This is a genomic window from Streptomyces sp. NPDC034084 (assembly GCF_055575535.1).
The window spans coordinates 19,084-45,902 of record NZ_JBVISK010000011.1; the positions used below are offsets into that span (position 1 = coordinate 19,084).

26 protein-coding genes are annotated in these 26,819 nt (G+C 73.1%); 11 read left to right on the forward strand and 15 right to left on the reverse strand.

The genetic code is table 11. From position 1 onward, the window contains the following. Positions 1-76 precede the first annotated feature (76 nt). Positions 77-4,726, reverse strand: coding sequence for an Lhr family ATP-dependent helicase (locus ACZ51I_RS29900; RefSeq protein WP_468882030.1), 4,650 nt, complete (start codon positions 4,724-4,726; stop codon positions 77-79). Between the two features lie 91 nt (positions 4,727-4,817). Between ACZ51I_RS29900 and ACZ51I_RS29905 the strand changes: the two genes are divergently transcribed. From ACZ51I_RS29905 to ACZ51I_RS29915, 3 genes are read left to right on the forward strand one after another with little or no spacing between them, the layout of a single operon-like run. Beyond that, positions 4,818-5,723: an AraC family transcriptional regulator gene (locus tag ACZ51I_RS29905; protein WP_468882033.1), complete on the forward strand. Its 906-nt coding sequence runs from the start codon at positions 4,818-4,820 to the stop codon at positions 5,721-5,723. A 10-nt stretch (positions 5,724-5,733) separates the two neighbouring features. Further along, positions 5,734-6,474 carry an AzlC family ABC transporter permease gene (locus tag ACZ51I_RS29910; protein WP_468882035.1) on the forward strand — a complete coding sequence of 247 codons (741 nt, stop codon included), beginning with the start codon at positions 5,734-5,736 and terminating at the stop codon, positions 6,472-6,474. After that, positions 6,471-6,779 (forward strand): AzlD domain-containing protein, encoded by a 309-nt coding sequence (locus ACZ51I_RS29915; protein ID WP_468882038.1) that lies wholly within the window; start codon positions 6,471-6,473, stop codon positions 6,777-6,779. Before ACZ51I_RS29910 ends, ACZ51I_RS29915 begins: the two co-directional genes overlap by 4 nt. A 64-nt stretch (positions 6,780-6,843) precedes the next feature. Here ACZ51I_RS29915 and ACZ51I_RS29920 read toward each other — a convergent pair whose 3' ends face one another. Beyond that, positions 6,844-7,776, reverse strand: coding sequence for a hypothetical protein (locus ACZ51I_RS29920; protein ID WP_468882041.1), 933 nt, complete (start codon positions 7,774-7,776; stop codon positions 6,844-6,846). Positions 7,777-7,855: 79 nt separating this feature from the next. On the opposite strand from ACZ51I_RS29920, the gene ACZ51I_RS29925 reads away from it, so the two are divergent. Continuing rightward, positions 7,856-8,050, forward strand: a complete 195-nt coding sequence (locus tag ACZ51I_RS29925; protein WP_468882044.1) for a DUF3046 domain-containing protein — start codon at positions 7,856-7,858, stop codon at positions 8,048-8,050. 295 nt (positions 8,051-8,345) lie between these two features. Continuing rightward, positions 8,346-9,461, forward strand: coding sequence for an AI-2E family transporter (locus ACZ51I_RS29930; RefSeq protein ID WP_468882225.1), 1,116 nt, complete (start codon positions 8,346-8,348; stop codon positions 9,459-9,461). A gap of 42 nt (positions 9,462-9,503) precedes the next feature. Here ACZ51I_RS29930 and ACZ51I_RS29935 read toward each other — a convergent pair whose 3' ends face one another. The 4 genes from ACZ51I_RS29935 to ACZ51I_RS29950 all read right to left on the reverse strand — a co-directional run bounded on the left by ACZ51I_RS29935 (position 9,504) and on the right by ACZ51I_RS29950 (position 13,673). Continuing rightward, positions 9,504-10,283: a cytochrome d ubiquinol oxidase subunit II gene (locus ACZ51I_RS29935; RefSeq protein WP_468882227.1), complete on the reverse strand. Its 780-nt coding sequence runs from the start codon at positions 10,281-10,283 to the stop codon at positions 9,504-9,506. A 48-nt stretch (positions 10,284-10,331) separates the two neighbouring features. Beyond that, positions 10,332-11,642, reverse strand: coding sequence for a cytochrome ubiquinol oxidase subunit I (locus tag ACZ51I_RS29940; protein ID WP_468882047.1), 1,311 nt, complete (start codon positions 11,640-11,642; stop codon positions 10,332-10,334). A 133-nt stretch (positions 11,643-11,775) separates the two neighbouring features. Then, a complete protein-coding gene (locus ACZ51I_RS29945; protein WP_468882049.1) occupies positions 11,776-12,444 on the reverse strand; it encodes a response regulator in 669 nt (222 codons plus the stop codon). Further along, positions 12,441-13,673, reverse strand: coding sequence for a sensor histidine kinase (locus ACZ51I_RS29950; protein WP_468882052.1), 1,233 nt, complete (start codon positions 13,671-13,673; stop codon positions 12,441-12,443). Before ACZ51I_RS29950 ends, ACZ51I_RS29945 begins: the two co-directional genes overlap by 4 nt. A 102-nt stretch (positions 13,674-13,775) precedes the next feature. On the opposite strand from ACZ51I_RS29950, the gene ACZ51I_RS29955 reads away from it, so the two are divergent. The 3 genes from ACZ51I_RS29955 (at position 13,776) to recX (ending at position 16,608) form a co-directional block, all read left to right on the forward strand. Then, the gene (locus ACZ51I_RS29955) at positions 13,776-14,561 is read left to right on the forward strand and encodes an SGNH/GDSL hydrolase family protein (RefSeq protein WP_468882055.1); all 786 of its coding nucleotides are present in this window, start codon (positions 13,776-13,778) and stop codon (positions 14,559-14,561) included. A 324-nt stretch (positions 14,562-14,885) separates the two neighbouring features. After that, on the forward strand, positions 14,886-16,037 hold the full coding sequence (recA, locus tag ACZ51I_RS29960) for a recombinase RecA (RefSeq protein ID WP_468882230.1): 1,152 nt from the start codon (positions 14,886-14,888) through the stop codon (positions 16,035-16,037). 4 nt (positions 16,038-16,041) lie between these two features. Then, positions 16,042-16,608 carry a recombination regulator RecX gene (gene recX, locus ACZ51I_RS29965; RefSeq protein ID WP_468882057.1) on the forward strand — a complete coding sequence of 189 codons (567 nt, stop codon included), beginning with the start codon at positions 16,042-16,044 and terminating at the stop codon, positions 16,606-16,608. A gap of 243 nt (positions 16,609-16,851) precedes the next feature. Here the strand turns inward: recX and ACZ51I_RS29970 are convergent, their stop codons facing one another. From ACZ51I_RS29970 to ACZ51I_RS29995, 6 genes are all read right to left on the reverse strand, one after another. Next, the gene (locus ACZ51I_RS29970) at positions 16,852-17,259 is read right to left on the reverse strand and encodes a rhodanese-like domain-containing protein (protein ID WP_468882059.1); all 408 of its coding nucleotides are present in this window, start codon (positions 17,257-17,259) and stop codon (positions 16,852-16,854) included. Continuing rightward, positions 17,256-17,795 (reverse strand): cupin domain-containing protein, encoded by a 540-nt coding sequence (locus tag ACZ51I_RS29975; RefSeq protein WP_468882060.1) that lies wholly within the window; start codon positions 17,793-17,795, stop codon positions 17,256-17,258. The genes ACZ51I_RS29970 and ACZ51I_RS29975 overlap by 4 nt, the downstream gene beginning before the upstream one ends. A 95-nt stretch (positions 17,796-17,890) precedes the next feature. Continuing rightward, positions 17,891-17,977 carry a putative leader peptide gene (locus tag ACZ51I_RS29980; protein ID WP_311307652.1) on the reverse strand — a complete coding sequence of 29 codons (87 nt, stop codon included), beginning with the start codon at positions 17,975-17,977 and terminating at the stop codon, positions 17,891-17,893. Between the two features lie 32 nt (positions 17,978-18,009). Next, positions 18,010-19,749 carry an FAD-dependent monooxygenase gene (locus ACZ51I_RS29985; protein ID WP_468882063.1) on the reverse strand — a complete coding sequence of 580 codons (1,740 nt, stop codon included), beginning with the start codon at positions 19,747-19,749 and terminating at the stop codon, positions 18,010-18,012. A gap of 223 nt (positions 19,750-19,972) precedes the next feature. Continuing rightward, positions 19,973-20,863, reverse strand: coding sequence for an amino acid ABC transporter permease (locus ACZ51I_RS29990; RefSeq protein WP_468882064.1), 891 nt, complete (start codon positions 20,861-20,863; stop codon positions 19,973-19,975). Beyond that, positions 20,860-21,534: an amino acid ABC transporter permease gene (locus tag ACZ51I_RS29995; RefSeq protein WP_468882067.1), complete on the reverse strand. Its 675-nt coding sequence runs from the start codon at positions 21,532-21,534 to the stop codon at positions 20,860-20,862. Before ACZ51I_RS29995 ends, ACZ51I_RS29990 begins: the two co-directional genes overlap by 4 nt. Position 21,535: 1 nt before the next feature. On the opposite strand from ACZ51I_RS29995, the gene ACZ51I_RS30000 reads away from it, so the two are divergent. Then, positions 21,536-21,691 carry a hypothetical protein gene (locus ACZ51I_RS30000; RefSeq protein ID WP_468882070.1) on the forward strand — a complete coding sequence of 52 codons (156 nt, stop codon included), beginning with the start codon at positions 21,536-21,538 and terminating at the stop codon, positions 21,689-21,691. On the opposite strand, the gene ACZ51I_RS30005 is transcribed toward ACZ51I_RS30000, so the two are convergent. Both ACZ51I_RS30005 and ACZ51I_RS30010 read right to left on the reverse strand, forming a co-directional pair. Beyond that, on the reverse strand, positions 21,655-22,476 hold the full coding sequence (locus ACZ51I_RS30005) for a glutamate ABC transporter substrate-binding protein (RefSeq protein ID WP_468882072.1): 822 nt from the start codon (positions 22,474-22,476) through the stop codon (positions 21,655-21,657). The two genes, ACZ51I_RS30000 and ACZ51I_RS30005, sit on opposite strands and share 37 nt — an antisense overlap. Before the next feature lie 53 nt (positions 22,477-22,529). Beyond that, positions 22,530-23,315 carry an amino acid ABC transporter ATP-binding protein gene (locus tag ACZ51I_RS30010; RefSeq protein ID WP_468882074.1) on the reverse strand — a complete coding sequence of 262 codons (786 nt, stop codon included), beginning with the start codon at positions 23,313-23,315 and terminating at the stop codon, positions 22,530-22,532. 272 nt (positions 23,316-23,587) lie between these two features. Here ACZ51I_RS30010 and ACZ51I_RS30015 point away from each other — a divergent pair, with 272 nt between their 5' ends. Both ACZ51I_RS30015 and ACZ51I_RS30020 read left to right on the forward strand, forming a co-directional pair. Further along, positions 23,588-24,301 (forward strand): response regulator transcription factor, encoded by a 714-nt coding sequence (locus ACZ51I_RS30015; RefSeq protein ID WP_468882075.1) that lies wholly within the window; start codon positions 23,588-23,590, stop codon positions 24,299-24,301. A gap of 18 nt (positions 24,302-24,319) precedes the next feature. After that, positions 24,320-25,744: a sensor histidine kinase gene (locus tag ACZ51I_RS30020; RefSeq protein WP_468882078.1), complete on the forward strand. Its 1,425-nt coding sequence runs from the start codon at positions 24,320-24,322 to the stop codon at positions 25,742-25,744. Here the strand turns inward: ACZ51I_RS30020 and ACZ51I_RS30025 are convergent. After that, complete coding sequence (locus ACZ51I_RS30025; protein ID WP_468882080.1) at positions 25,723-26,721, reverse strand: TAXI family TRAP transporter solute-binding subunit; 999 nt, start codon at positions 26,719-26,721, stop codon at positions 25,723-25,725. The genes ACZ51I_RS30020 and ACZ51I_RS30025 overlap by 22 nt on opposite strands. Positions 26,722-26,819 lie beyond the last annotated feature (98 nt).

The window sequence follows — 26,819 nt, forward strand, 5'->3', positions numbered from 1 at the left end:
GACGGGCCGAGGTGGGCCCGGTCCTTTGGGCGGCACGCTTCACGGACCGGGGGTGCAGGGGAGCCCCACCGGGGAGTCAGGGGCGGAGGCGGAGGCCTCGGGGGGTGGCCAGGAAGCCGGCCGCTTCCAGGGGGCGGGACAGGGGGGACGTCAGGGACGCCGTGCCGTTGACGCGTTCCACCGTGACCGTCCCCAGCGTCCCCGCCTTGGCCGCCGCCGCCAGCGCCTCCGCCGCCGCTCTCAGCGCCGGGTCCTCCGGGTCCGTCGGCCAGGACAGCAGCGTCTTGCCGCCGCGCTCCATGTAGAGCGTGAGCTCGCCGTCGACGAGGACCACCATCGCGCCCGCCTTGCGGCCGGGCTTGTGCCCGGCACCCGTCGGCGGCTCCGGCCAGGACAGCGCCGCGCCGTAGGCGTTCGCCGGGTCGGCGGCGGCGAGGACCAGCGCGCGCGGCCCGGCCGCCGCCTCGGCCCCCCGGTCGCGGGCGGTCGCCGCCGCACGCAGCCGGTCCACCGCCCCGTCCATCGCGAACTGCGCCGCCCCGAGACCCTCCACTACATAGCCCCGACGGGCCTGCCCGCTGTCCTCGAAGGCGGCCAGGATCCGGTACGTCGCCGAGAAACCGCCCTCCACACCCTCGGCGGCCACCGCGCCCCGGGTGACCACTCCGTGCCGGTCCAGGAGGGTGCGGGCGAGGGCGTGCGCCCGGTGGGTCGGTTCCGGTTCGGCGGGCGGGAGGAGCGACCAGCGGCCGGAGACCGTGGGCGGCCCGGTGCGGGACACGGGGCGGGCGGACGCGGTCAGCGTGCCGTACCGGCCGCGCGGGACCGTGCGCCGCGCGCGGTGGGCGGTGGACCCCGCCGTGCGGCCCGAACCGAGGAACGCGCGCAGCGGTGCCAGGGTGTCGTTGGTGAGCCGGCCCGACCAGGCCAGGTCCCAGAGGGCGTCGGCGAGCTGCGGATCGGTGGCGTCCGGGTGGGTGGTGGCCCGGATCTGGTCGGCGATCTGCCGGAAGAACAGGCCGTACCCGCCGGAGAGGGTCGTGAGCACCGACTCGTGCAGCGCCGAGAGCTCCAGCGGGTGCGGCGGTGGGAGGAGCAGGGGGGCCGCGTCCGCGAGGTAGAGCGAGACCCAGCCGTCCTTGCCGGGCAGCGCGCCCGCACCCGCCCACACGACCTCACCGGTGGTCGTCAGCTCGTCGAGCAGCGCGGGGGAGTAGTCCCGGACCCGGGACGGCAGGATCAGCTTCTCCAGGGCCGAGGCCGGGACCGGCGCGCCCTGGAGCTGCTCGATCGCGCGCGCGAGGCCGTCGATGCCGCGCAGGCTGTTGCTCCCCAGGTGCTGCCACTGCGGCAGGAAGGTGGCGAGAGCGGCCGGGGGCACCGGCTCCAGCTCCTGCCGCAGGGCCGCGAGGGAGCGGCGCCGCAGCCGTCGCAGGACGGCCGCGTCGCACCACTCCTGGCCGATGCCGGAGGGATGGAACTCGCCCTGGACGACCCTGCCCGAGGCGGCGAGGCGCTGGAGGGCGCCGTCGGTGACGGCCGCGCCGAGGCCGAAGCGGTCGGCGGCCTGGGAGGAGGTGAACGGGCCGTGCGTGCGCGCGTACCGCGCGAGCAGGTCGCCCAGCGGGTCCTTGACCGGCTCGGTGAAGGCCTCGGGCACGCCGACCGGCAGGGCCGTGCCCAGGGCGTCCCGGAGCCGGCCCGCGTCCTCGATCGCCGCCCAGTGGTCCCGGCCGCCGATCCGCACCTGGATCGCGCGGCGGGCCGCCCCGAGCTCGGGCGCCCAGGCCGGCTGGGCGCCGCGCTCGGCCAGCTCCGCCCCGGTCAGCGGTCCCAGGACCCGCAGCAGGTCGGCGACGCCCTCCACGTCCTTGATCCGCCGGTCCTCGGTGAGCCACTGGAGCTCCCGCTCCAGCTCCGCCAGGACCTCGGGGTCGAGCAGCTCCCGGAGCTCCGCCTGGCCGAGGAGCTCCGCGAGCAGCCGCGAGTCCAGGGAGAGCGCGGCCGCCCGCCGCTCGGCGAGCGGTGAGTCGCCCTCGTACAGGAACTGCGCCACGTAGCCGAAGAGCAGCGAGCGGGCGAAGGGCGAGGGCTCGGGGGTGGTGACCTCGACGAGCCGGACCCGGCGGGCCTCGATGTCCCCCATCAGCTCGGTCAGGCCCGGGAGGTCGAAGACGTCCTGGAGGCACTCGCGGACGGCTTCCAGAACGATGGGGAACGAGCCGAACTCGCTCGCCACCTGGAGCAGCTGGGCCGCGCGCTGCCGCTGCTGCCAGAGCGGGGTGCGCTTGCCGGGGTTGCGCTTGGGCAACAGGAGAGCGCGGGCGGCGCACTCGCGGAAGCGGGAGGCGAACAGCGCGGAGCCGCCCACCTGGTCGGTGACGATCTGCCCGATCTCGCCCCGGTCGAAGAGGGCGTCGGCCGCGCCGACGGGCGCCTTGTCCGCGTCGTACGTCTTGTCCAGGTGGCGGCCCGGGTCGACCGGCTCGTGATCGAGCAGGTCCAGGCCCATGTCCAGGCCCATCAGGTCGGCGTCCGGGAGACGCAGCACGATGCCGTCGTCCGCGTGCATCACCTGCGCGTCCATGCCGTACCGCTCGGCGAGCCGCGCGCCGAGCGCCAAAGCCCACGGGGCGTGCACCTGCGCGCCGAACGGGGAGTGGATGACGACCCGCCAGTCCCCGAGCTCGTCACGGAAGCGCTCCACCAGGATCGTCCGGTCGTCCGGCACATGGCCGCAGGCCTCGCGCTGCTCCTTGAGGTACGCCAGGACGTTCTCCGCGGCCCAGGCGTCGAGGCCCGCGGCGAGCAGCCGCAGGCGCGCGTCCTCGTCGCCGAGGGCACCGACCTCGCGGAGGAACGCGCCCACCGCCCGTCCCAGTTCGAGCGGACGGCCCAGCTGGTCGCCCTTCCAGAAGGGCAGCCGGCCCGGAACGCCGGGCGCGGGGGAGACGAGGACCCGGTCCCGGGTGATGTCCTCGATCCGCCATGAGGTGGTGCCGAGCGTGAAGACGTCGCCGACCCGCGACTCGTACACCATCTCCTCGTCGAGCTCGCCGACCCTGCCCCCGCCCTTCTTGGGGTCCGAGCCCGCCAGGAAGACGCCGAACAGGCCGCGGTCGGGGATCGTGCCGCCCGAGGTGACGGCGAGCCGCTGCGCGCCCGGCCGCCCCGTGACCGTCCCGGCGACCCGGTCCCAGACCACGCGCGGGCGCAGCTCGGCGAAGGCGTCCGAGGGGTAGCGGCCGGCCAGCATGTCCAGCACGCCCGTGAACGCCGACTCCGGAAGGGACGAGAACGGGGCCGCGCGGCGCACCACCGCGAGCAGGTCGTCCACCTGCCAGGTGTCCAGCGCGACCATCGCGACGAGCTGCTGCGCGAGCACGTCGAGGGGATTGGCGGGGATCCGCATGGACTCGATCGCGCCCGACCGCATCCGCTCCGTGACCACGGCCGCCTGCACCAGGTCACCCCGGTACTTGGGGAAGACCACGCCCGTCGACACGGCGCCGACCTGGTGGCCGGCCCGGCCCACGCGCTGGAGCCCGGAGGCGACCGAGGGCGGCGACTCGACCTGCACCACGAGGTCGACCGCGCCCATGTCGATGCCCAGCTCCAGGCTGGAGGTCGCCACGACGGCGGGCAGCCGGCCCGCCTTCAGGTCCTCCTCCACCTGGGCGCGCTGCTCCTTCGACACCGAACCGTGGTGCGCCCGCGCGAGCAGCGGCGGGGCGCCCTGCGCCGCCCCCGACTGGGCCATGACCTGGGCCGGGGGAGCGCCCTCGGGGAGCGGCTCGCCCGTCGCCCGCTCGTACGCGATCTCGTTGAGCCGGTTGCACAGGCGCTCCGCGAGCCGCCGGGAGTTCGCGAAGACGATCGTGGAGCGGTGGGACTGGACGAGGTCGGCGATCCGCTCCTCGACGTGCGGCCAGATCGACGGCTTGTCCCCACCGTCCTTGCCCTCGGAGGCCGGGGAGCCGCCCAGCTCGCCCATGTCCTCCACCGGGACGACGACGGAGAGGTCGAACTCCTTGCCCGAAGGCGGCTGCACGATCTCCACGGCGCGCCCGGGGGAGAGGTAGCGGGCGACCTCGTCGACCGGGCGGACCGTGGCCGACAGGCCGATCCGGCGCGCCGGACGGGGCAGCAGCTCGTCGAGCCGCTCCAGGGACAGGGCCAGGTGCGCGCCCCGCTTCGTGCCCGCGACCGCGTGGACCTCGTCCAGGATGACCGTCTCCACGCCCGACAGGGCCTCGCGCGTGGCGGAGGTCAGCATCAGGAACAGGGACTCGGGGGTGGTGATCAGGATGTCCGGCGGCCGCGTCGCGAGGGCCCGGCGCTCGGCCGGCGGGGTGTCCCCGGAGCGGATCCCGACCCGGACGTCCGGCTCGGGCAGGCCGAGCCGCACCGACTCCTGCCGGATGCCCGTCAGCGGCGAGCGCAGGTTCCGCTCGACGTCCACGGCGAGGGCCTTGAGCGGCGACACGTACAGCACGCGGCAGCGCTTCCTCGCCTCGGCGGGCGGCGGGGAGGACGCGAGCCGGTCCAGGGAGGCGAGGAACGCCGCCAGCGTCTTGCCCGAGCCGGTCGGCGCGACGACGAGCACGTCGGAGCCCGCGCCGATGGCCTTCCAGGCGCCCTCCTGCGCCGCCGTGGGCGCGGTGAAGGCCCCGGTGAACCAACCACGGGTCGCGGGGGAGAACGAGTCGAGCGCGGACCTGACCATGTCCCCCATCGTGCACCCGACCACTGACAATGGCCCGGACCTGGGGGAATCCCGATCGTCGCGGGGCGCCGGCCGGGCGCAGAATGGGGGAATGGCAAGGGGTACGGACACGGGCGGCGCGAGCGGGGAGCGGGCGAGGTACTGGCGGTACGCCGAGCTGCCGGGGGTCGACCTGCTGCACGCCCACTACATCCACAAGGCCTTCGCCCGGCACACCCACGAGACCTTCGTCTTCGCGGCGATCACCGAGGGCGTCGAGGCCTTCCACTACCGCGACGACCTCGTGCACGCCGGGCCCGGACAGATCGCCCTCGTCAATCCGGACACCCCGCACACCGGGCACGCGGGCGTGCCCGAGGGCTGGACCTACCGGACGATCTACCCCGACGCGGAGATCGTCCGGTCGATCGCCGCCGACACCCTCGCCCTGCGCGGCACGGCCGGCTTCACCTCGCCCGTCGTCGACGACCCGTACGCCGCCCGTCTTGTCGTCGGTGTCCACCGGGCCGCGGAGGAGGGCAACGCGCTCGCCGCCGACAGCCTCCTGCGTCTGGTCACCGCGCGAGTGCTCCGCAGCCACGGCGGACTCGTCACCCCGCTCCCGCCCCGCTCGGCGGGCGCCCTGAACGCGGCACGCGCGCGTGAGGTCCTGGAGGCCGGGATGGTCGAGCCTCCCACCCTGGAGCGGCTCGCCACGGACCTCGGCACCAGCCCCTTCGCCCTGCTCCGCGCCTTCCGCGAGGCGTACGGTATGCCGCCGCACACCTGGCTCACCGACGCGCGCGTACGCCGGGCCAGGCGGCTCCTCGACACGGGGACGCCCCCGGCGGAGGCGGCGGCCGCCGTCGGCTTCACCGACCAGTCGCACCTCAGCCGGCACTTCACCCGCAGCGTCGGGGTGCCGCCGGGCGCCTACCAGCGCGCGCGGGGCGCCGGACGCCGGTCCCCGCAGGTCGGCGCAAGAACGTACAAGACCGGGACGACACCCGCCCCGTAACGTCCCTGACGTGGCAGAACAGACAGCACCCCCCGTCATACGCGACGACTCCCCGGTCAAGTCCGACGCGGCCGTCGTCCGCGACGCGCTCGGCGTCGGCGTCGCCGTCGGGCTCTCCGGCTTCGCCTTCGGCGTGACCTCGGCGGGCTCCGGCCTCAGCCTCCTCCAGACCTGCGTCCTGAGCCTGCTCGTCTTCACCGGCGCCTCGCAGTTCGCCCTGGTCGGAGCGCTCGCCGCGGGCGGCAACCCCTTCACGGCCGCCGCCGGCGCCTTCTTCCTGGGCACCCGCAACGCCTTCTACGGGCTGCGGCTCTCCCAGCTCCTCGCCCTGCCGAAGGCCGTCCGGCCCTTCGCGGCGCACTGGGTGATCGACGAGACCACGGCCGTCGCCCTCCCCCAGCCGACCCGCCGGGCCGCCCGGATCGGCTTCACCGTCACCGGCCTCACCCTGTACGTCCTGTGGAACCTGACCACGCTCCTCGGGGCGCTCGGCGCCGAGGCGATCGGCGACACCGGGGCCTGGGGGCTCGACGCCGCCGGACCCGCCGTCTTCCTCGCCCTGCTCGCGCCCATGCTGAAGTCCCCGACCGAGCGCGCCACCGCCGGGATCGCCGTCCTGCTCGGCCTCGGGCTCCTGCCCGTCCTGCCCGCCGGCGTCCCGGTTCTCGCCGCCGCCCTCGCCGCGCCCGCCGTCCTCTGGGCCCAGGGTCGGCGCACCGCCCGCACCGGACGAGAGAAGGAATCCCGATGAACGTCTGGATCGCGATCGCCCTCACCGTCGCCGGCTGCTACCTCGTCAAGCTGCTCGGCCTGCTCGTGCCCGCCGGGACGCTGGAACGCCCGCTCGTCCAGCGGCTCGCCGCCCTGCTTCCCGTCGCGCTGCTCGCCGCGCTCACCGCCCAGCAGACCTTCAGCGCGGGCGGCGGCCTCGTCCTGGACGCCCGGGCCGCCGGGCTCGCCGCGGCCGCCGTCGCCCTCGTCCTGCGCGCGCCGTTCCTGGTCGTCGTGGGCGCCGCCGTCGCGGTCACGGCCGGGGTCCGGGCCCTGGGGTGGTGACGGGGGCCTCCGACGGGGCCGCCGCCCGGCCCCGTACCCTCGCCACCTCGGAAGTCAGCGGCGCTCAGTCGATCGCGCGGCCGTGGGCCCGGAGGGTGCGCAGCGCCTCGACGGTGACGATCGGGCGCCACTCCAGGGCCGAGCCGGGCGCCCACGCCGGCCGGCGGGCCGGCCAGCCACCGTCCTCCTGCTGGTCGGCTTCCAGCCGGTCGAGCGAGCGGGCCATCTCCTCGTCCGTGAACCAGCGCCCCGCCAGCGAGTCCGGCACGCGCGCGTAGTCGTGCGGATAGTGGTGCTCGTCCGGCGCGTAGTACCCGTCCGCGACCGGGTGGTCCTCCGGCCGGTCGGGGTCCAGGACGGCGAGCCGCTGCTCGCGGACGAGCCGTCCGAGCCGGTCGGCGGCCGCCTCCGCGCGCGGGCGGTCGGGAGCGCCGTCCAGGAAGGCGAGGGCCGCCTGGATCTCGTACGGATGGGACTTCTCGAGCGACTCCACGGCCGACCAGCAGAACTCGGTGGCCCGGAACAGCCACGCGTGCCACACCTGGTTGCGGTGCAGCACGCCGACCACCGGGCCGGTCGAGAGCAGCGCGCTCGGCGGGGAGTCGACGACCGTGACGAAGGGCGCCGAGGGGTAGCCGCGCTGGGACGGGTGGATCGCCGGGAGCGCCCCGTCGTGCGTGGACACCTCCGTGAGGTACCGGCAGATCCGCTCCACGCGCAGTCCGCCGCAGCGGCCGATGGAGTCCAGGACCCGCAGCCCGTGCGCGGTGTGCAGCGGCTGGCTCACCGGGCCGCGCAGATCCGGATCGAGCGCGTGTCCGTAACCGCCGTCCTCGTTCAGGTACGCCGTGAGGGCCGTCTCGACCTGGTCCGGGCCACCGCGGAGGAAGTGGTAGGCGAACCGGCGCTGTTCGAGGACGCGGGCCGTCTGCCAGACGAAACGCTCGGCGCGCGCCAGGGGAGTCGAGGGCGGGGAGGAGTGGGGATTTTCGGCCATGCTCCGACCGTAGGGGGGAAAGGCCCGGAGACAAGGTCTGAGGGGCGGGCTGCACTCTTGGGAGCGGGATACTGGGGTCATGCGGTTGACGATTTTCTGGGAACGGATGGCCGACCACTTCGGTCCGTCCTACGCCGAGTCCTTCGCGCGAGACCACGTGATGGCGGAGCTCGGTGGGCGGACGGTACGGGAGGCGCTGGACGCCGGCTGGGAGGCGAAGGACGTGTGGCGTGCCGTCTGCGCGGCCGCCGACGTACCGGCCGAGAAGCGGTGACCGGAACCCGGACCGCGGGCTGACTGGCGGGGATGTGCGGGGCCGCGGGGGGAATGTCCGTGCGGTGCGCGAGACTGGCGGGGTGGCCTCGACTGACGACAGCGACAAGACCGAACCGAACGATGTGCCCGACGTGACGCCTTCCCGGGGCCCGGACCCGGCCGACGCGGCGGCAGCAGCGGGAAAGGGAGCGAGCGTCCCGCCGGCCGCGCCCGCCGCTCCGGCAGCCGTACCGTCGGGCGGGGCGGGCGTGCCGTCGGACCCGGCCGGCGGGTCGGCCGCCGGCGCCGCGCGGATGCCGCGCTGGCTGCCCCGCGCGCTCGTGCTGGCCTTCGCCCTCTACGCCTGTTTCCAGCTGGGCAACTGGGCCTTCCACCAGCTCATCGGCCTCCTCGTCAACATCCTGCTGGCCTTCTTCCTCGCCCTCGCCATAGAGCCCGCGGTGGGACGCATGGCGGCGCGCGGCATGCGCCGCGGCCTTGCCACCTTCCTCGTCTTCTTCGCCGTCATGGTCTTCGGCGTCGGCTTCGTCGTCCTCCTCGGCTCGATGCTGGCCGGCCAGATCGTGGACATGGTCGAGAACTTCCCCAAGTACCTCGACTCCCTGATCAACTGGAGCAACGAGCACTTCCACACGGACCTCTCGCGCGTCGAGGTCCAGGACAGCCTCCTGAGCTCCGACTGGCTGCAGAAGTACGTGCAGAACAGCGCGGCCGGCGTCCTCGACGTCTCCGCCACCGTCCTCGGCGGGCTCTTCCGGTTGCTCACGATCTTCCTGTTCTCGTTCTACTTCGCCGCCGACGGGCCCCGGCTGCGCCGCTCGCTCTGCTCCGTCCTGCCCCCTGCCCGGCAGACCGAGGTCCTGCGGGCCTGGGAGATCGCGGTCGACAAGACCGGCGGCTACCTCTACTCGCGCGGCTTGATGGCGCTCATCTCCGGCGTCGCGCACTTCGTGCTCTTCGAGATCCTGGGCGTGCCGTACGCCCCGGCGCTCGCCGTGTGGGTCGGACTGGTCTCGCAGTTCATCCCGACCATCGGCACCTACCTGGCGGGCGCCCTGCCGATGCTCATCGCCTTCACGGTCAACCCCTGGTACGCGCTGTGGGTGCTCTGCTTCGTCGTGATCTACCAGCAGTTCGAGAACTACGTGCTCCAGCCGAAGCTCACCTCGAAGACCGTGGACATCCACCCGGCGGTGGCCTTCGGCTCGGTCATCGCGGGGACGGCGCTGCTCGGGGCCGTCGGCGCGCTGATCGCCATTCCGGCCGTCGCCACCCTCCAGGCCTTCCTCGGCGCGTACGTGAAGCGGTACGACGTGACGGACGACCCGCGCGTCCACGGCCACCGGAGATACGGCGAGGCGGTCGTGGCCCGGCTGCAGAAGGCCCTGCACCACAAGAAGGAGTCCTGACGGGAGGAGTCCTGACGGGAGGAGTCCTGGTCTTCTGCCCGGTCAGAGGTACGAAGGGCCGGTCACCCGGTGCCGGAAGGTGTGCCAGATCCATGCCTGGACGGCCACCAGGAGCGGGGTGACGACCAGCAGGGTGGGCACCAGCAGGCCGAGCGTCGCGGGGGAGGCGGTCCGCGCGGCCAGCGGCAGTGCGGTGCCCGCCGAGAGCGGCAGCCCGGCGAGCAGGAAGCCGGTGAGCGCGAAGGACTGCCAGGGGCGCCCGGTGCGTCCGACGAGCCGTCGGGCCCGCTCGTACGGCACCCCCGTGAGGCGCAGCGCGGCGAAACCGAGCCCGTGCGCGGCGAACAGCGCGGCCACGGCGAGCGCGGCGAGCACCGCCGTGGGGCCCGTCGCCGGGTCGTACGGGCGCCCGGTCAGGAGGGCCGCGAGCAGCCACCCCCAGGAGAGCGCCACGGTCCAGCTGCCGCACGCCACGGCGGCGTCGCAGCCCGCGCGCCAGCGGGGCCCGGGGCCCCGGCCGCGCGTCCAGAGCCCCGCGTCCCGGAGGACCCAGCCGGTCAGGAGGGCCACGAGGACCGGGAACTGGCTGCTCAGGAGCTCCCCTTCGAGGGCGGGGAAGCAGCCGACGAGGACGCCGGCGGCGGCGACCAGCCAGACTTCGCTGCCCAGGAAGAAGGGGGCGAAGGAGGCGAGGACGAGGCGCCGCTCGCGATCGCTCCGGCCGAGCCAGGGGATGAGCATGCCGGTGCCGATGTCCGCTCCGGCGAAGACGAACCAGCCCGCGGCGAAGAAGGCGAGCAGGGCGATGGCCAGGGTCTCCATGGTCTCCACGGGGGCTCCTCGGTATCGGTGACGGGTGGTGCGGGGCTGTCAGTAGCGGGGAGCCGGGAGCGAGTCCGCCGGGTCGGCGGGTGGCGCTTCGTCCGCTCCGTCGCGCGGGTCCGGACGCTCGTCGTGGCCGAGGCCTGACTCGACCGGGCCACGACGGGCGTGCCGGGTGAGGAGCCAGGCGTTCAGGACGGCGAGCAGGACGAAGACCGTGGTGAAGACGGTGAGGGAGAGACGCATGGTGCCGGGGGAGAGGTCCGAGACCGCGTCCTCGGTCTTGAGGAGCCCGTACACCACCCACGGCTGCCGTCCCGCCTCCCGGAAGACCCAGCCGGCGATCATCGCGAGGTACGGCAGCGGCACGGCCGCCATCAGGACGAGGTGCCAGAGCCGGAAACGGAAGACGGCCTTCTTGAAGCAGGCCAGGATCACCCCGGCGAAGCAGAGGTACATCATCAGCGCGAAGCAGATGAGCATCACCAGACCGCCGCCCCGGGTCCACGCCTCCGAGGGCACGTAGTCGCCCGGCCCGAAGCGGTCCGTCATCTCCGCCTGGACCCGTGCGATCTCGGCCTCCTTCCCGTTGAAGACGGCCGACTTCATGGGCTGGAAGGTGGTGAGGGTGCCGAACTGCAGTCCGCCGAAGACGGCCGCGGCCATCAGCGAGGGCGCCGAGAGGAAGACCCCGACGCGCAGGCTGCGGCCGAAGAACTCCCACTCCGGGCTGCGCCGGAAGAGGTGGTACGCGCTCACCCCCGCCATGAAGAACCCGGCGGTCAGCAGCGCGCCCGCCAGGACGTGCCCGAGGGCGAGCAGCGCGGAGGGGTTGGTGAGGACGGCGACCGGGTCGTCGAGGACCAGTTCGCCGCCCTCGGAGGCGTACCCCACCGGGTGGTTGAGGAAGCCGTTGGAGACGAGGATCCAGTACGCCGAGAGGTAGGCGGTCAGGACGACGATCCAGATCGCGGCCAGGTGGGCCCAGCGGTTGAGCCGGTTCCAGCCGAAGATCCACAGGCCGAGGAAGGTCGACTCGACGAAGAACGCCACGATCGTCTCGACGGCGAGCGAGGCTCCGAGGACGTTGCCCGCCTCGTGGGTGAGCCCGCTCCACGCCATGCCGAACTGGAACTCCATCACGAGGCCGGTGACGATCCCGACCGCGTAGTTGATCACGTACAGCTGACCCCAGAACCGCACCATGCGCGCGTGGAGCGGCTTCCGGCTGAACGTCGCCCTGGTCTGGAGCACGGCCACGACGGTCGCGAGCCCCAGGGTGAGGGCGACGAAGAGGAAGTGGCCGCCGGCGGTGAGGGCGAACTGCAGCCGCGCGAGATCGAGTACGTCCTGGTTCACCCGGTCAGCGTGGGCGTACGGTCAGGGGCCCCGCGTCACCCCGGGGTGGGCACCGGACGTACCCCGGCGGTTGTGCCGCCCCACGCGCGCGTACCCCCTGAGTTGTCCGCGGCGCGTGGGGACCCTTAGGGGTTCAGGCCAGCCAGCCCGGGGTGATCATCCCGGACTCGTACGCAAGGATCACCAGCTGTGCCCGGTCGCGCACGGCCAGTTTGGTCATGATGCGGCTGACGTGGGTCTTGGCGGTGGCGGGGGAGAGGACGAGCCGGCCGGCGATCTCGTCGTTGGAGAGCCCGGCGCCCACCAGCCCGAGGACCTCGCGCTCCCGCTCGGTGAGGGCGTTCAGACGAGGGCTCGGGTCCGGCTGCCGGCCTGCGAGACCGGCGAACTCGGCGATCAGGCGGCGGGTCACGGCCGGGGAGATCAGGGCGTCGCCGCGCGCCACGACCCGTACCGCGTGGAGCAGTTCCATCGGCTCGGTGTCCTTGACGAGGAAGCCCGAGGCACCCGCGCGCAGCGCCCCGTACACATGGTCGTCCGCGTCGAAGGTGGTCAGGACGACCACCCGGACCCCTTCGAGCCGTGCGTCGGCGGTGATGCGGCGGGTGGCCTCCAGGCCGTCGAGCACCGGCATGCGGATGTCCATCAGGACGACGTCCGGCCGTAGTTCGCGGGCGAGCCCGATCGCCTGCGCCCCGTCCCCGGCCTCGCCGACCACCTCGATGTCCTCCTCGTCGGAGAGGATCGACCGGAAGCCGGCCCGGACCAGGGTCTGGTCGTCGGCGAGCACGACACGGATCATCGGGAGTCCCTTCCGGACACGGTGGGGGGTGGTGTGGTCGCCGTCAGGGGCAGCCGGGCGTCCACCAGGAAGCCGCCGCCGTCCTCGTTCCCGGCGGTGAGTTCCCCGCCGAACGCGCGGGCCCGCTCGGCCATGCCCCGGATGCCGCTGCCCAGCGGCCGGCCCTCCGGCGCGCCGACGCCGTCGTCCGAGATCCGCAGCCGTACCGCCTCGGCGCCCCAGTCCAGGGTGATCGACACGGTCCTCGCGCCCGCGTGGCGGGTCACGTTCGTCAGCGACTCCTGCACGATGCGGTACGCGGCGAGGTCGACGGGCGGCGGCAGGGGTACGGGCGTGCCCGTGGTGTGCGTACGGACGTCGAGGCCGGCGCTCCGGGCGCGCGCGGCGAGGTCGCCGAGGAGCGCGAGACCGGAGGACGGCGTGGTCGGGGTGGGCTCGTCGGCCCGGCGCAGCACCCCGAGGGTCGCCCGCAGCTCACGCAGCGCGTCCTTGCTGGTCGCCTTCACCGCCTCCAGCGCCTCGGTGGCGGTGACGAGCCCGGCCTCGGGGGCCGGCTTCTTGCCGAGGCGGTGCAGCGCCGCACCCGACTGGACGTTGATCAGCGAGATGCTGTGCCCGAGCACGTCGTGCACCTCCCGGGCGATCCGCAGCCGCTCCTCGGTGGCGGACTGCCGGGCGCGGGCCTCCTGCTCCCGCTCGGCGGCGAGCGCCCGCTGCTCCACCTCGTGGAGGTAGGCCATCCGGGTGCGCTGGGCCCGGCCGACGGCGACGAGGCTGATCAGCCACCCGGCCAGCATCGCGAGCGAGGTGTCGTCGATCTGCCGGTGGCCCGGCTGCTGCCGGATCTCGCCGAAGCCGACCGCGAGCAGGGTCACGGCGGCGAGAGCGACGGCCGCGGCGAACCGGCCCTCGGCGGCGGTCGTGTACAGCGCGAGGGCGAAGGCGATCATGAGCGGCCCGTCCTGGGCGGACAGCGGGTAGTAGACGGCGCAGGCGAGCAGCGTGGTGACGGCCACGGCGACCGGCTGCCGCCGCCGGAGGTACAGCGCCCCGCAGCCGGTCAGGACCAGCGCCCAGCCGAGCGCCGTGCGGAGCGCGGGTTCGCTCGCGTACCGCGCCGAGACCAGCGTCCAGACGGCCACGACGAGCAGGACGACTCCCGCCACGAGGGCGTCGGCCGCCCTGGGCGACAGGCGGCCGCCGCCGGGGACGCGGAGGGGGAGGGGCATGCGTCGAAGGATAGGCCGGAGGACGGTCTCCGTAGCCTGCTCGACGAGTTGCTTAGTAAAGAAAGTGCCTATGATGAAGGAGTCGAGGGGAAGGCGGAGTCCATGTCGGACGGCACGTTTCTGCGGTATGTCGCCCTGGGCGACAGTCAGACCGAAGGGGTCGGTGACGGCGACGACGCCGGCGGGCTGCGCGGCTGGGCGGACCGGCTCGCGGAACTCCTGGCCCGTGAGCGGCCCGACGCGCTGTACGCGAACCTGGCAGTACGGGGCCGTCTCGCCGGGCAGGTCCGCGCCGAGCAGCTCGGCCCCGCCCTCGCGCTCCGTCCGGACCTCGCCACTGTCGTCGCCGGGTTCAACGACCTGCTGCGGCCCCGCTTCGACGTGGACGCGACGGCAGGGCACCTGGAGGCGATGTTCGCCGCGCTGACCGGGCAGGGGGCCCGCGTCGCCACCCTCGCCTTCCCCGACGTCGGCCGGATCATCCCGCTCGCCCGCCCGCTCGCTCCTCGCGTCGAGGCGCTCAACGACCGGCTCCGCGCGGCCGCGCACCGGCACGGCGTCACCGTCGTCGAGACCGCCCACCACCCCGTCGTCACCGACCCCCGGCTGTGGAGCCCCGACCGGCTGCACGCCGGTCCGATCGGCCACGCGCGCATAGCCGCCGCCGTGGCCCACGCGCTCGCGTTGCCCGGCTCCGACGACTCCTGGAGCCGCCCCTTGCCACCGCAGGCCCTTCCCGCGGGCCTGCGCGCGGTGGCCGTCGAGCTCCGCTGGGCGGGGTCCTTCCTCGGTCCCTGGCTCGGCCGCCGCCTGCGCGGCCGCTCGTCCGGGGACGACCGCCAGGCCAAGCGCCCGGAGCTGCTGCCGGTGGGGGCCGGCTGTCAGTAGGTCGCGGGTCCGCTGGACCGGAGAGGGGGGCCCGGGGGGCCCGTGGAGCGGAGCCCATGAGGCCCCGCGTGCCGCACTTCCCCGTTCGGAGCCCGGCGTGCGCCGAGGCGACACCTGGCGGCTCGGACAGACCTTGCGGGGGTCCGCCGGAGACCGCGTGGTGCGCTTGACACTAAAATCGAACATCCATTCTCATGGAAGCCCGGCCCTTGGAATCACGGGCTTGTCGCCGAGTTATCCACAGGTCGGAGGGGACGTCGGGGCCCATTGTCAGTGGCAGGGGTTAGCGTCTTTCACATGAAGCGATCGACTCAAGCAAACCGGGTGGAACCCATGGCAGGAACCGACCGCGAGAAGGCGCTCGACGCCGCGCTCGCACAGATTGAACGCCAATTCGGCAAGGGCGCCGTGATGCGCATGGGCGACCGCACCCAGGAGCCGATCGAGGTGATCTCCACCGGATCGACCGCCCTCGACATCGCCCTCGGCGTCGGCGGCCTGCCGCGCGGCCGTGTCGTGGAGATCTACGGACCGGAGTCCTCCGGTAAGACGACCCTGACCCTGCACGCCGTGGCCAACGCCCAGAAGGCCGGCGGCCAGGTCGCCTTCGTGGACGCCGAGCACGCCCTCGACCCCGAGTACGCCAAGAAGCTCGGCGTCGACATCGACAACCTCATCCTGTCCCAGCCGGACAACGGCGAGCAGGCCCTCGAGATCGTCGACATGCTGGTCCGCTCCGGCGCCCTCGACCTGATCGTCATCGACTCCGTCGCCGCGCTCGTCCCGCGTGCGGAGATCGAGGGCGAGATGGGCGACTCGCACGTGGGTCTCCAGGCCCGTCTGATGAGCCAGGCCCTCCGGAAGATCACCAGCGCGCTCAACCAGTCCAAGACCACCGCGATCTTCATCAACCAGCTCCGCGAGAAGATCGGCGTGATGTTCGGCTCGCCGGAGACCACGACCGGTGGCCGCGCCCTGAAGTTCTACGCCTCGGTGCGCCTCGACATCCGCCGCATCGAGACCCTCAAGGACGGCACGGACGCGGTCGGCAACCGCACCCGCGTCAAGGTCGTCAAGAACAAGGTCGCGCCCCCCTTCAAGCAGGCCGAGTTCGACATCCTCTACGGCCAGGGCATCAGCCGCGAGGGCGGCCTGATCGACATGGGCGTGGAGCACGGCTTCGTACGCAAGGCCGGCGCCTGGTACACGTACGAGGGCGACCAGCTCGGCCAGGGCAAGGAGAACGCCCGTAACTTCCTGAAGGACAACCCCGACCTCGCCGACGAGATCGAGAAGAAGATCAAGGAGAAGCTGGGCGTCGGCGTCCGGCCCGCGGCTCCGGCGACCGAGCCGGGTGCGGACGCGGCGGGCGCCGCCGACGCGGCCGGTGCGGCCGGTGCGGACGACGCCAAGAGCGTCCCGGCTCCCGCGAGCAAGACCGCGAAGGCGACCAAGGCCACCGCGGTCAAGAGCTGAACCCGTGACCGGCCGCACGGAATGGCCGGGTGACAGCCCCGACTCGTCGAGGGCCGAGAAGGAGCCGTCACCCCAGGACCCGGCTGAGCGGGCGCGCGCGATCTGCCTGCGCCTGCTCACCGGGACCCCCCGCACGCGCAAACAGCTCGCCGACGCGCTGCGCAAGCGGGAAATCCCCGACGAGGTGGCGGAGGAGGTCCTCTCCCGCTTTGAGGACGTCGGGCTCATCGACGACGCCGCCTTCGCGGGGGCGTGGGTGGAGTCCCGTCATCATGGCCGAGGCCTCGCGCGCCGGGCCCTCGCCAGGGAGCTGCGTACCAAGGGAGTCGAGCCGACCCTCATCCAGGAGGCGGTGGACCAGCTCGACTCCGAGCGGGAGGAGGCCACGGCGCGCGAGCTCGTGGACCGCAAGCTGCGTGCCACCCGCGGCCTCGACCGCGACCGGCGCCTGAGACGGCTCGCGGGGATGCTCGCCCGGAAGGGGTACCCCGAGGGCATGGCCCTCCGCGTCGTCCGCCAGGCGCTGGAGGCCGAGGGCGAGGACACGGACGGGCTGGACGAGTCCTTCTGACGCGGGGGGACAGAAGGACTCGTCCGGCCCGGCCCGGCCAAGCCCGGCCAAGCCCGGCCCGGCCAAGCCCGGCCCGGCCAAGCCCGGCCCGGCCAAGCCTGGGCCGGGACGACCCTGGGCGGGGATGCCATGGCCGGGGTTCCTGGTGCCGGGATCTCCCGGGCAGGACCCCCTGGGCAGGGACCCCTGGGCAGGAACCCCCTGATCAGCCCAGGTGGCCCAGGGCGTCCGGGTGACGGGAGGTCAGGTGGTGGTGTTGGGCAGGAGGACCGGGAGGCCGGCGGCTTTCCAGGCCTGGAAGCCGCCGATCAGGTCCGTCGCGCGGTGCAGGCCCAGGCGGCGCAGGGACTCGGCGGCCAGGGAGGAGGCGTAACCCTCGTTGCAGAGGACCACCACCCGCAGGTCGTGGCTGACGGCCTCCACCGCACGGTGGCTGCCCAGCGGGTCGAGGCGCCACTCCAGTTCGTTGCGCTCCACGATCAGCGCGCCCGGGATCAGGCCGTCCCGTTCGCGCAGGGCCGCGTAGCGCGTGTCCACCAGGAGTGCGTCACCCGCCTCGTACGCCTCGTAGGCGGCCCGGGGTTCGATCCGGTCGAGGCCCGCCCTGACCCGCTCCAGGAGCTCGTCGATGCCCACCCGCTCCTCGCTCACTGCCAGTCCTCCGGACGCTCGACCTGCTCCAGGCGGAGCACCGCGCCCGTCCGGCTGAACCTTCGGATCAGCGGGAGCGGCGGATAGTAGGCGTGCACGGAGACCGCGTGGGTGTCCGGGGAGGCGTTGAGCACCTCGTGCACATGGTGGCGGCCGAAGGCGCGGCCGGTGCCCTCCGACAGCCGCCGGGAGCGGTCGAGGCCGTCGGTCAGTTCCAGGGTCTTCCAGCCGTCGGCGGGCAGCCGGACGGCGAGGGAGTTCTCGGTCAGCGTGCCGCGCGCGGTCGCGAAGGCGCCCAGCGACTCGGCGTGGTCGTGCCAGCCGGTGCCGGTGCCGGGCGGCCAGCCGATGAGCCAGGCCTCGCTGCCGCCGGGGCCGTCGAGCCGCACCCACGTGCGGCCTTCGGGGTCGAGGGGGAGGGAGTCGACCAGTTCCCGGTCGGCGGCCGTACGCCGCACGAAGTCGAGGAGCTCGGCCGACGTCGGAGAGGGGGCGGGGGAGGCGGCAGGGGGAAAGGAAGTGACGTGCTGGGGCACGGGTGACCGTCCTGAGGTTCGCGAAAGAGCGCGCGACGGCACACGGCACACGGACATGCGTCAGTGGCGGGACGCGCGCGGGGAAAGGGGCGAGATCAGCAGGACGGGCGACACACGCAGCCCGCATAGCGGAGCAGGTCCATATGGACCCTCCGCCACAGGCGCACATCGGTGTCGGTCACGCTCCGGAGTACACCATGCGCGCCTGCGCGAATCAATGGATGTCCGCCGTGCGGTCACTCGCCGTGGCGACCACGCCGGCCGCTGCCTCGCGCGACACCTCGCCCGCCTTGGCGCTCGCCTTGCCCGACTTCCCAGGCGGTTCCTCGCCGGGTTCCCCCTCCGTGGCCGCGTCGCCGCCGCGGGTCGCGTCCGCCGCCGCGTACAGCTCCTCCGGGCGGACCCCGGAGAAGGAGGCGACGAGGTGCCCGTCGGGCCGCACGAGCAGGACGGTGTGGGCCGGAGCCCCCGGGTAGGCCTCCGTCACCAGCACCTCGGCCTTCACCGGCAGTGCCTGGACCGCCTCTTCGAGCCGCGGCATCAACCCCGCGCTCCGCCAGTGGCGCCGGTCCCACACACCGGTGCCGGGTGCGACCAGGACGACCAGGAGGCGGCCCTGGCCGAGGCGGTCCCGGAGCCGTACGGTCGTGCCGTCCGGGGCGGTCACGCGGACGTCCTCGACCGGGGCGCCCGCGGGGGTGCCGACCGGCGCATGCCCCTCGGCGTACGGAGGCGCGAGGGGGGAGTGGGGGTACGCCGGGGGCGCGCCGAGCGGGCCGCGTCCCACATGGCCGTCGGTCAACAGGGCGTCGTGACCGCGCGAAGCCCCCGGGAGGTACGTCCGCAGGCCCCCGCCGCCGCGCAGTACCGGCAGTGACTGGTCCGCCGCGCGCAGCCGGGTGGCGACGGCGGTCCGCCGCTCGCTCTGGTAGCTGTCGAGCAGCCTCTCCGAACCGCCGTGGTGCCAGGTGTGGGCGAGCTTCCACGCGAGGTTGTCCACGTCCCGCAGCCCCTCGTCGAGGCCCTGGGTGCCGACCGCGCCGAGCAGGTGCGCCGCGTCTCCGGCGAGGAGGACCCGGTCCACCCGCCAGCGGCGGGCGAGCCGGTGGTGCACGGTGTGGACGCCGGTGTCGATCAGTTCGTACGGGGGCGTCACCCCGTCGCACCAGCCGGCCAGGGTCTCGCGGATCCGGGCGATCAGCGCGTCCGGGGTGACCAGGTCGCCGCGCGGCGGCAGCAGCCAGTCGATCCGCCACACCCCGTCGGGCAGCGGTCGCGCGGTGATCTCCTGGGCCGCGCCGCGCCACGGGGGCTGACGGTGCAACAGGGCCTCTCCGGGCCAGGGGAGTTCGGTGCGGAGCGCGGCGACGGCGTGCCGCTCCACCGCCGTGCGGCCGGGGAAGCGGATCCCGAGCAGCTTGCGTACGGTCGAACGGGCGCCGTCGCAGCCGACCAGGTGGCTGCCGCGCCACCAGGTGCCCTCCGGGCCACGGGTGTGGGCGACGACTCCGTCCGGGTCCTGCTCGATGGTGTCGAGCCGGGCCTCGGTGACGAGCCGGACCAGCTTCTGCCGGGAGATGGCGTCGCGGAGTCCGCGGGCCAGGGCGTGCTGCGGGATGTGCAGCGGGGCGGCCGGGGTGGCGGGCGCGTCGGGGTCCTCCGACCATTCCTCCGTGCCACCGAGCCCCAGGTCGAGCGTCAGCCGGCGGGCCTCCTGGCGGCGGCGCAGCCCCCGCCAGCCGACCCAGCGGACGCCCTCGTCACGCAGGGTCGTGCAGCCGAGCCGTTCCACCATCGCCGCCATGTCGGCGCGCAGCACGACGCTGCGGGCCGGGCGGGACTCCTCCTTGCCGGAGCCCTCGTCCAGGACGACGCTGGGCACGCCCTGCGCGGCGAGCGCGAGGGAGAGCGCGAGGCCGACCGGTCCCGCGCCCACGATGATCACCGGGTCCACGGCGCGGCTCCTGAAGGCCGGACGGTCATGAGGGCAGCACAGCTGAGTGTGGCACGAGCCCGGTGGTTGATCACAGACCGTATGCAACCCACTGAGGATGCCCGCGTCAAGCGACGGGGTGGGCGCGGTGCGGCTGACCTCGGGTCAGTACCGCTCCGGCCCACCCCGGTCGGTCCACGAAGGCCCCCGCGGGCCCCCACAGGCCCGCGGACGGCCTCCGGAGTCAGGCGCCGCTGACGGCTTCCGACTTCACCTCGGTGGAGCCCGCCTGGGCCGGGAGGGTCACCGAGGGGGACTTCCTGCCCTGCCGCAGCCGCCTCTCCAGGCGGCCCGCCAGGGTGGTGAGGAGGGAGTTGAGGAGGATGTAGATCAGCGCGATGACGACGAGAGTGGCGATCGTGTTGGCGCCGTAGTTGGCCGTGATCTGCCGGTTCTGGCTGAGCAGTTCCGCGAAGCCGAGCAGGGCGCCGCCGAGCGCGGTGTCCTTGACGATGACGACGAGCTGGCTGACCAGAGCCGGGAGCATGACGGTCACGGCCTGCGGGAGCAGGACGTACAGCATGGTCTGGCCCTTGCGCATGCCGAGCGCGACGGCCGCGTCACCCTGGCCCCGCGGCAGGGAGAGCACACCGGCCCGGACGATCTCGGCGATCACCGAGGCGTTGTAGAGCACCAGGCCGGTGACGACCGCGTACAGCGGGCGGAAGTCGGAGCTGACGGTCGTGAACTCCCGGTAGGCCTGGTTGGCGAACATCATCAGGAGCAGGACCGGGATGGCGCGGAAGAACTCCACGAGCGTGCCGACCGGGACGCGCACCCAGCGGTGGTCGGAGAGCCGGCCGATGCCGAGCAGGGCCCCGAGGGGCAGCGCGATGAGGATGGAGAGCGCGGCGGCCTTGAGGGTCTCGGTGAGACCGGGCAGCAGATACGTCGTCCAGACCCGGGAGTCGGTGACGAACGGGCTCCACTTGTCGGCGTCCAGCTGATGCTTCGCGTTCAGCGCTCCCAGCACCCACCAGCCCACCAGGGCGAGGACGGCCAGGAAGACGATCGTGTAGAGGACGTTGCGCCGCTTCGCGCGTGGTCCCGGAGTGTCGTACAGGACGGAGGTCATCGCTTCACCGCCAGTCGCTTGGCCGCCCAGCCGAGGATCAGGCCGGTGGGGAGGGTGAGGACGATGAAGCCGAAGGCGAAGACGGCGAAGACGGCGAAGAGCGCGTCGGCCTCGTTCTCGAGCATCGCCTTCATCAGGAACGCCGCGTCCGCGGCGCCGATCGCGGCCGCCACGGTGGTGTTCTTGGTGAGGGCGATCAGGACGTTGGCGAGCGGGGCCACCGCGGCCCGGAAGGCCTGCGGCAGGACCACGAGCCTGAGGACCTGGGTGAAGCTGAGGCCCAGTGCGCGGGCGGCCTCGGCCTGGCCCGGCGGCACGGTGTTGATGCCCGAGCGCAGGGCCTCGCAGACGAAGGTGCCCGTGTACGCGACGAGGCCGAGGACGGCGAGCCGGAAGCCGATGTCCTCGGAGCGTTCGGCTCCGAGCGAGATGAGAAGGGTCTGGTTGAGGCCCAGCAGGCAGGCGACGAGGACCACCGTCAGCGGAGTGTTCCGGACGATGTTCACGTACGCGGTGGCGAAGCCCCGCATCAGCGGTACCGGGCTGACCCGCATGGCCACCAGGGCCGTGCCCCAGACCAGTGAGCCGATCGCCGAGTAGAGGGCGAGCTGCGCCGTCACCCAGAAGGCGCCGAGCAGGTCGTACTGCCCGGAATCAAGAAAGTCGAACACGATGCCCCGCGCTCTCCCCTGGTGGTCGGTCGGTGTGGAGGCCGCCGCGTGGGCGGCGGCCGGTGCCGGTGCGACGGCCGCCCGTGCGCGGGCGGCCGTCACGGCATCGGGCGGGGTGGGTCAGTTCGCGACCTTCGGCGCGGGCTCGTACTGGTAGCCCGAGGGGCCGAAGTGCTGCTTGACGAGCTTCTCCCAGGTGCCGTCGGAGACCATCTTCTCCAGCGCCTTGTTGATCTTGCCGCGCAGCTCGTCGTCGCCCTTCTTGACGCCGATGCCGTAGTTCTCGTCGCTCATCTTCAGGCCGACGAGCTTGAACTTGCCCTGGTGCTCCTTCTGCGAGGCGTAGCCCGCGAGGATCGAGGCGTCCGTGGTCAGGGCGTCGACGGCCTTGTTCTCCAGGCCGGTCAGGCACTCGGAGTAGCCGCCGAGCTGCTGGAGGTCGGCCTTCGGGGCGAGCTTCTCCTTGACGTTCTGCGCGGAGGTCGAGCCGGTGACCGAGCAGAGCTTCTTGGCGTTGAGGTCCTCGACCTTGGTGATCGACTTGTCGTCGGCGCGGACGAGGAGGTCCTGGTGGGTCAGGAAGTACGGACCCGCGAAGTCGACCTCCTTCTTGCGCTTGTCGTTGATCGAGTAGCTGGCGACGACGAACTTCACGTCACCGTTCTTGATCAGGTTCTCGCGCTCGGCGCTCGGCGCCTGCTTGAAGTTGATCTTGTCCTCCGAGTAGCCGAGCTCCTTGGCGACGTAACGGGCGACGTCCACGTCGAAACCGGCGAACTTGCCGTCCGGGGTCTTCAGGCCGAGGCCCGGCTGGTCGAACTTGATGCCGACGTTGATCTTGTCGCCGTTGCTGCCCGAGTCGGAGCCGCCGCCACAGGCGGTGGCGGTCAGGGCGAGGACGACGGCGGCCGCGGCGGCGGCGGCGGTGCTGCGAAGCTTCATGGAGGAAAATCCCTTGAGTAGACGTGAGTTGGGAAGAATAGGTCCGAACTCGCTCAGTGGTGAAGGATCTTGGAAAGGAAGTCCTTGGCCCGGTCGCTGCGCGGGTTGCTGAAGAACTCCTCGGGCGTCGCCTGCTCGACGATGCGTCCGTCGGCCATGAAGACCACCCGGTTGGCGGCGGAGCGCGCGAAGCCCATCTCGTGGGTCACGACCACCATCGTCATGCCGTCCCTGGCCAGCTGCTGCATGACCTCCAGGACCTCGTTGATCATCTCCGGGTCCAGGGCCGAGGTCGGCTCGTCGAAGAGCATGACCTTCGGGTCCATCGCGAGCGCGCGGGCGATCGCCACGCGCTGCTGCTGGCCACCGGAGAGCTGAGCGGGGTACTTGTCCGCCTGGGTGCCGACCCCGACCCGGTCGAGCAGCGCCCGGGCCTTGGCCTCGGCGGCCTTCTTCTCCGTCTTGCGGACCTTGATCTGGCCCAGCATCACGTTCTCGAGCACCGTCTTGTGCGCGAAGAGGTTGAAGGACTGGAAGACCATGCCGACGTCGGAACGCAGCCTGGCGAGCTCCTTGCCCTCCTGCGGCAGCGGCTTGCCGTCGATGGTGATGGTGCCGGAGTCGATGCTCTCCAGCCGGTTGATCGTGCGGCACAGCGTCGACTTGCCGGACCCGGAGGGCCCGATGACGACCACGACCTCGCCGCGGGTGATCGTCAGATCGATGTCCTGGAGGACATGCAGCGCGCCGAAGTGCTTGTTCACGTCGGACAGTACGACCAGGTCGTCCGCGGCACGCGGGGTGTCCTCGGGACCCTTGGACACTGACTCTCCGCTCATCGGCCTCTTGCTCCGTCCTCCTCGGTTGGGGAGGACACTAGAGACCCGATGTGATGAGCGTCATCACATCTGAGCGGAAATTGAGGATAACGATACGGCCGCGACCGGACACGGCGTGTGAAGACGGCACACCTGCCGTACCGGGTCCATAACGGAAACGGAGGTGTACCGGGGGGACACTTGACTGTGACACCCGTGTTCGGTGTTCATGCCCTGGTAGCACCTGGTACACAGAGAGCCGCCATCGGCAGACCATCACGGAGGAGGTACGCATGCGACTGCTGCTCGTCGAGGACGACGACCACGTCGCCGCCGCCCTCTCCGCGATCCTCGCGAAGCACGGCTTCACGGTCACCCACGCCCGCAACGGCGAGGAGGCCCTCCAGGCCGTCCTGCCCACCGCCCAGGGCGAGCGGCCCTCGTACGGGGTGATCCTGCTCGACCTCGGCCTGCCCGACCAGGACGGATACCAGGTCTGCGGCCGCATCCGGAAGCTCACCACCACCCCGGTGATCATGGTGACCGCGCGCGGGGACGTACGCTCCCGCATCCACGGCCTCAACCTCGGCGCCGACGACTACGTCGTCAAGCCGTACGACCCCGGGGAGCTCCTCGCCCGCATCCACGCCGTCAGCCGGCGCACCACCGGCGCCGAGGACACCGCCGGGACCGCGGGCGCCACCGAAGGGACCCTGCTGCGGCTCGGCTCCGTCACCGTCGAGCTGCCCACCCGCCGGGTCAGCGTCGACGGCGAGAGCGTCCCGCTCACCCGCAAGGAGTTCGACCTGCTCGCCCTCCTCGCCCAGCGGCCCGGAGTCGTCTTCCGCCGCGAGCAGATCATCAGCGAGGTCTGGCACACCAGCTGGGAGGGCACCGGCCGCACCCTGGAGGTGCACGTCGCCTCCCTGCGCTCCAAGCTGCGGATGCCCGCCCTGATCGAGACCGTACGGGGCGTCGGCTACCGCCTCGTCGCCCCCGCCGCCTGAGCCCGGACGGCTTCTTACGTGCGCACCCGACTGCTCCCGCTGCTCATCGTGCTGATGGCCGGCGTGCTGCTCGCCCTCGGCTTCCCGCTCGCCGCCAGCCTCGCCGCGTCCGAGCAGCAGCGGGTCGTCGTCGACCGGCTCGACGACGCCGCGCGCTTCGCCGCCCTCGCCCAGTTCGTCAGCGAGAGCAGCCCCGGCACCGACGAGCGGCGCACCACCCTCGGCGGCGAACTCGCCAGCTACCACGACGTGTACGGCATCCGCGCCGGGATCTTCTACCGCGACAACCGCGCCATGGCCGCCGCCCCCGAGGACTGGGTCGTGCCGTACGAAGGGGAGGGCAGGCGCGCCTTCAACGAGGCGCTGCTCGGGCGCCGCAGCCATGACCCGCCCCAGGTCTGGCCCTGGCAGCGGCACGCGCAGCTCACCATCGCCTCGCCGGTCGTCCGCGACGGGGACGTCGTCGCCGTCGTCGTGACCGACTCGCCCACCGGACAGCTCCGCTCCCGCATCCTGCGCGGCTGGCTGCTGATCTTCGCGGGCGAGGCGGCCGCGATGCTGCTCGCCGTCGGCGCGGCCTTCCGGCTCACCGGCTGGGTGCTGCGACCCGTCCGCGTCCTCGACGCCGTCACCCACGACATCGCCACCGGCCGGATGAACTCCCGCGTCGCCGCCACCGGCGGACCGCCCGAACTACGACGCCTCGCCCACTCGTTCAACGAGATGGCCGACAACGTCGAGGACGCGCTCGAACAGCAGCGGGCCTTCGTCGCCGACGCCTCCCACCAGCTGCGCAACCCGTTGGCCGCGCTGCTCCTGCGGATCGAGCTGCTCGCCCTCGAGCTGCCCGAGGGCAACGAGGAGATCGCCTCCGTACGGACCGAGGGCAAGCGCCTCGCCCGGGTCCTCGACGACCTCCTCGACCTGGCGCTCGCCGAGCACGCGGCGGCCGAGCTGCGGCTCACCGACGTCGGCGCGCTCACCGCGGAGCGGATCGCGTCCTGGCGCCCGGTCGCCGAGGACAAGGGGGTCGGGCTGACCGGGGAGTGCGGGGCGGTCACCGCCTGGGCCGACCCGGTGGCGCTCTCCAGCGCCCTCGACGCGGTGATCGACAACGCGCTGAAGTTCACCCCCGCCGGAGAGGAGGTCACGGTCACGGTCGTCCCCGAGCGGTCGACCGTCGCCGTCGTCGTCGCCGATCACGGGCCCGGCCTCACCGAGGAGGAGCTCGGCCGCGTCGGCGACCGCTTCTGGCGGTCCGGCCGGCACCAGAACGTCAAGGGCTCGGGCCTCGGCCTCTCCATCGCGCGCGTGCTGCTCACGGCGGGCGGGGGAGGCGTGTCCTTCGCCCCGAACGAGCCGCACGGACTCCGGGTGACGGTCACGGTCCCCCGGCACGCGCCCGCGGAGCGTGAACCGCGTCAGGGCTTCACGGAGCGGTAGTAGCGGCGGGCGCCGTCGTGGAGTGTCAGGGGCTCGGTGTAGACGGCGGTGCGCAGGTCCACCAGCTGGGCCGGGTGGACCTGGCGGCCGATCCCGTCGCGGCTCCTGATCACCGTACGGGTGAAGCCCTCCACCAGGTCCTCGTCGGCGTCGACCGTGGTGACCAGGAGGTTCGCCACCGCCAGGGTCTCGACGGGCCGGCCGTCCTGCGCCTTCGCGTACGCGTCCGCCGGGATCTCCGCCGACCGGTAGTGACGGGTCGAGCCGCCGACGTCGTGCAGCCGGTCGACCAGACGCGCGTCCAGCGGGATCAGCCGGACCGGGAAGCGCTCGGACAGCTTCTGCACCGCCTCGGTCGGCAGCCCGCCCGACCAGAAGAAGGCATCCAGCTCGCCGCGCTCCAGGAGGCCGGGCATCGTGTCGATGCCCGCCGAGACCGGCTCGACGTCCCGGTCCGGGGTCAGGCCGGCCGCCGCGAGCACCCGGTCGGCGATCAGCCGTACGCCGGACCCGTCCTGCCCCACGCCGACACGCAGCCCGCGCAGGTCCTGGACCCTCTGCAACGACGAGCCCTTGCGCACGACGAGCTGTACGTAGTCGTCGTAGAGCCGGGCGCAACCGCGCAGCCGCTCGAAGCCCGGCCTGCGCTCGCGCTGGTACTGGGCCACCGCGTCGGCCGTCGCGACCGTGAAGTCGGCCTGGCCGGTGGCGACCCGGGCCAGGTTCTGCTGGGAGCCCTCGCTGTCCTTGAGCGTTATCGACACCTCGGGCAGGTCCTGCGCCAGGGCCTGCTTGAGGAGCTCCCCGTACCGCTGGTAGACGCCGCTGCGGACCCCCGTACTGAAGGTGACCGAGCCGCTCGGGACGGGGGAGCCGAAGGGAATCAGCCACCACGCGAGCACCCCGCACAGCGCGAGCAGCGCAGCCGAGGCCACCAGGACACGGCGGCGGGCGGCACGGGAGAGCGAGGCGAACATGCTGCGATCCTGCCAGCTCCCCGCCGCCCCTGGCCAGGCTCGGCCGCCCGCCTTGATCGGCGAGCCCCCCGGCACTCGCCGAGCTCGCCCCGGCCCCG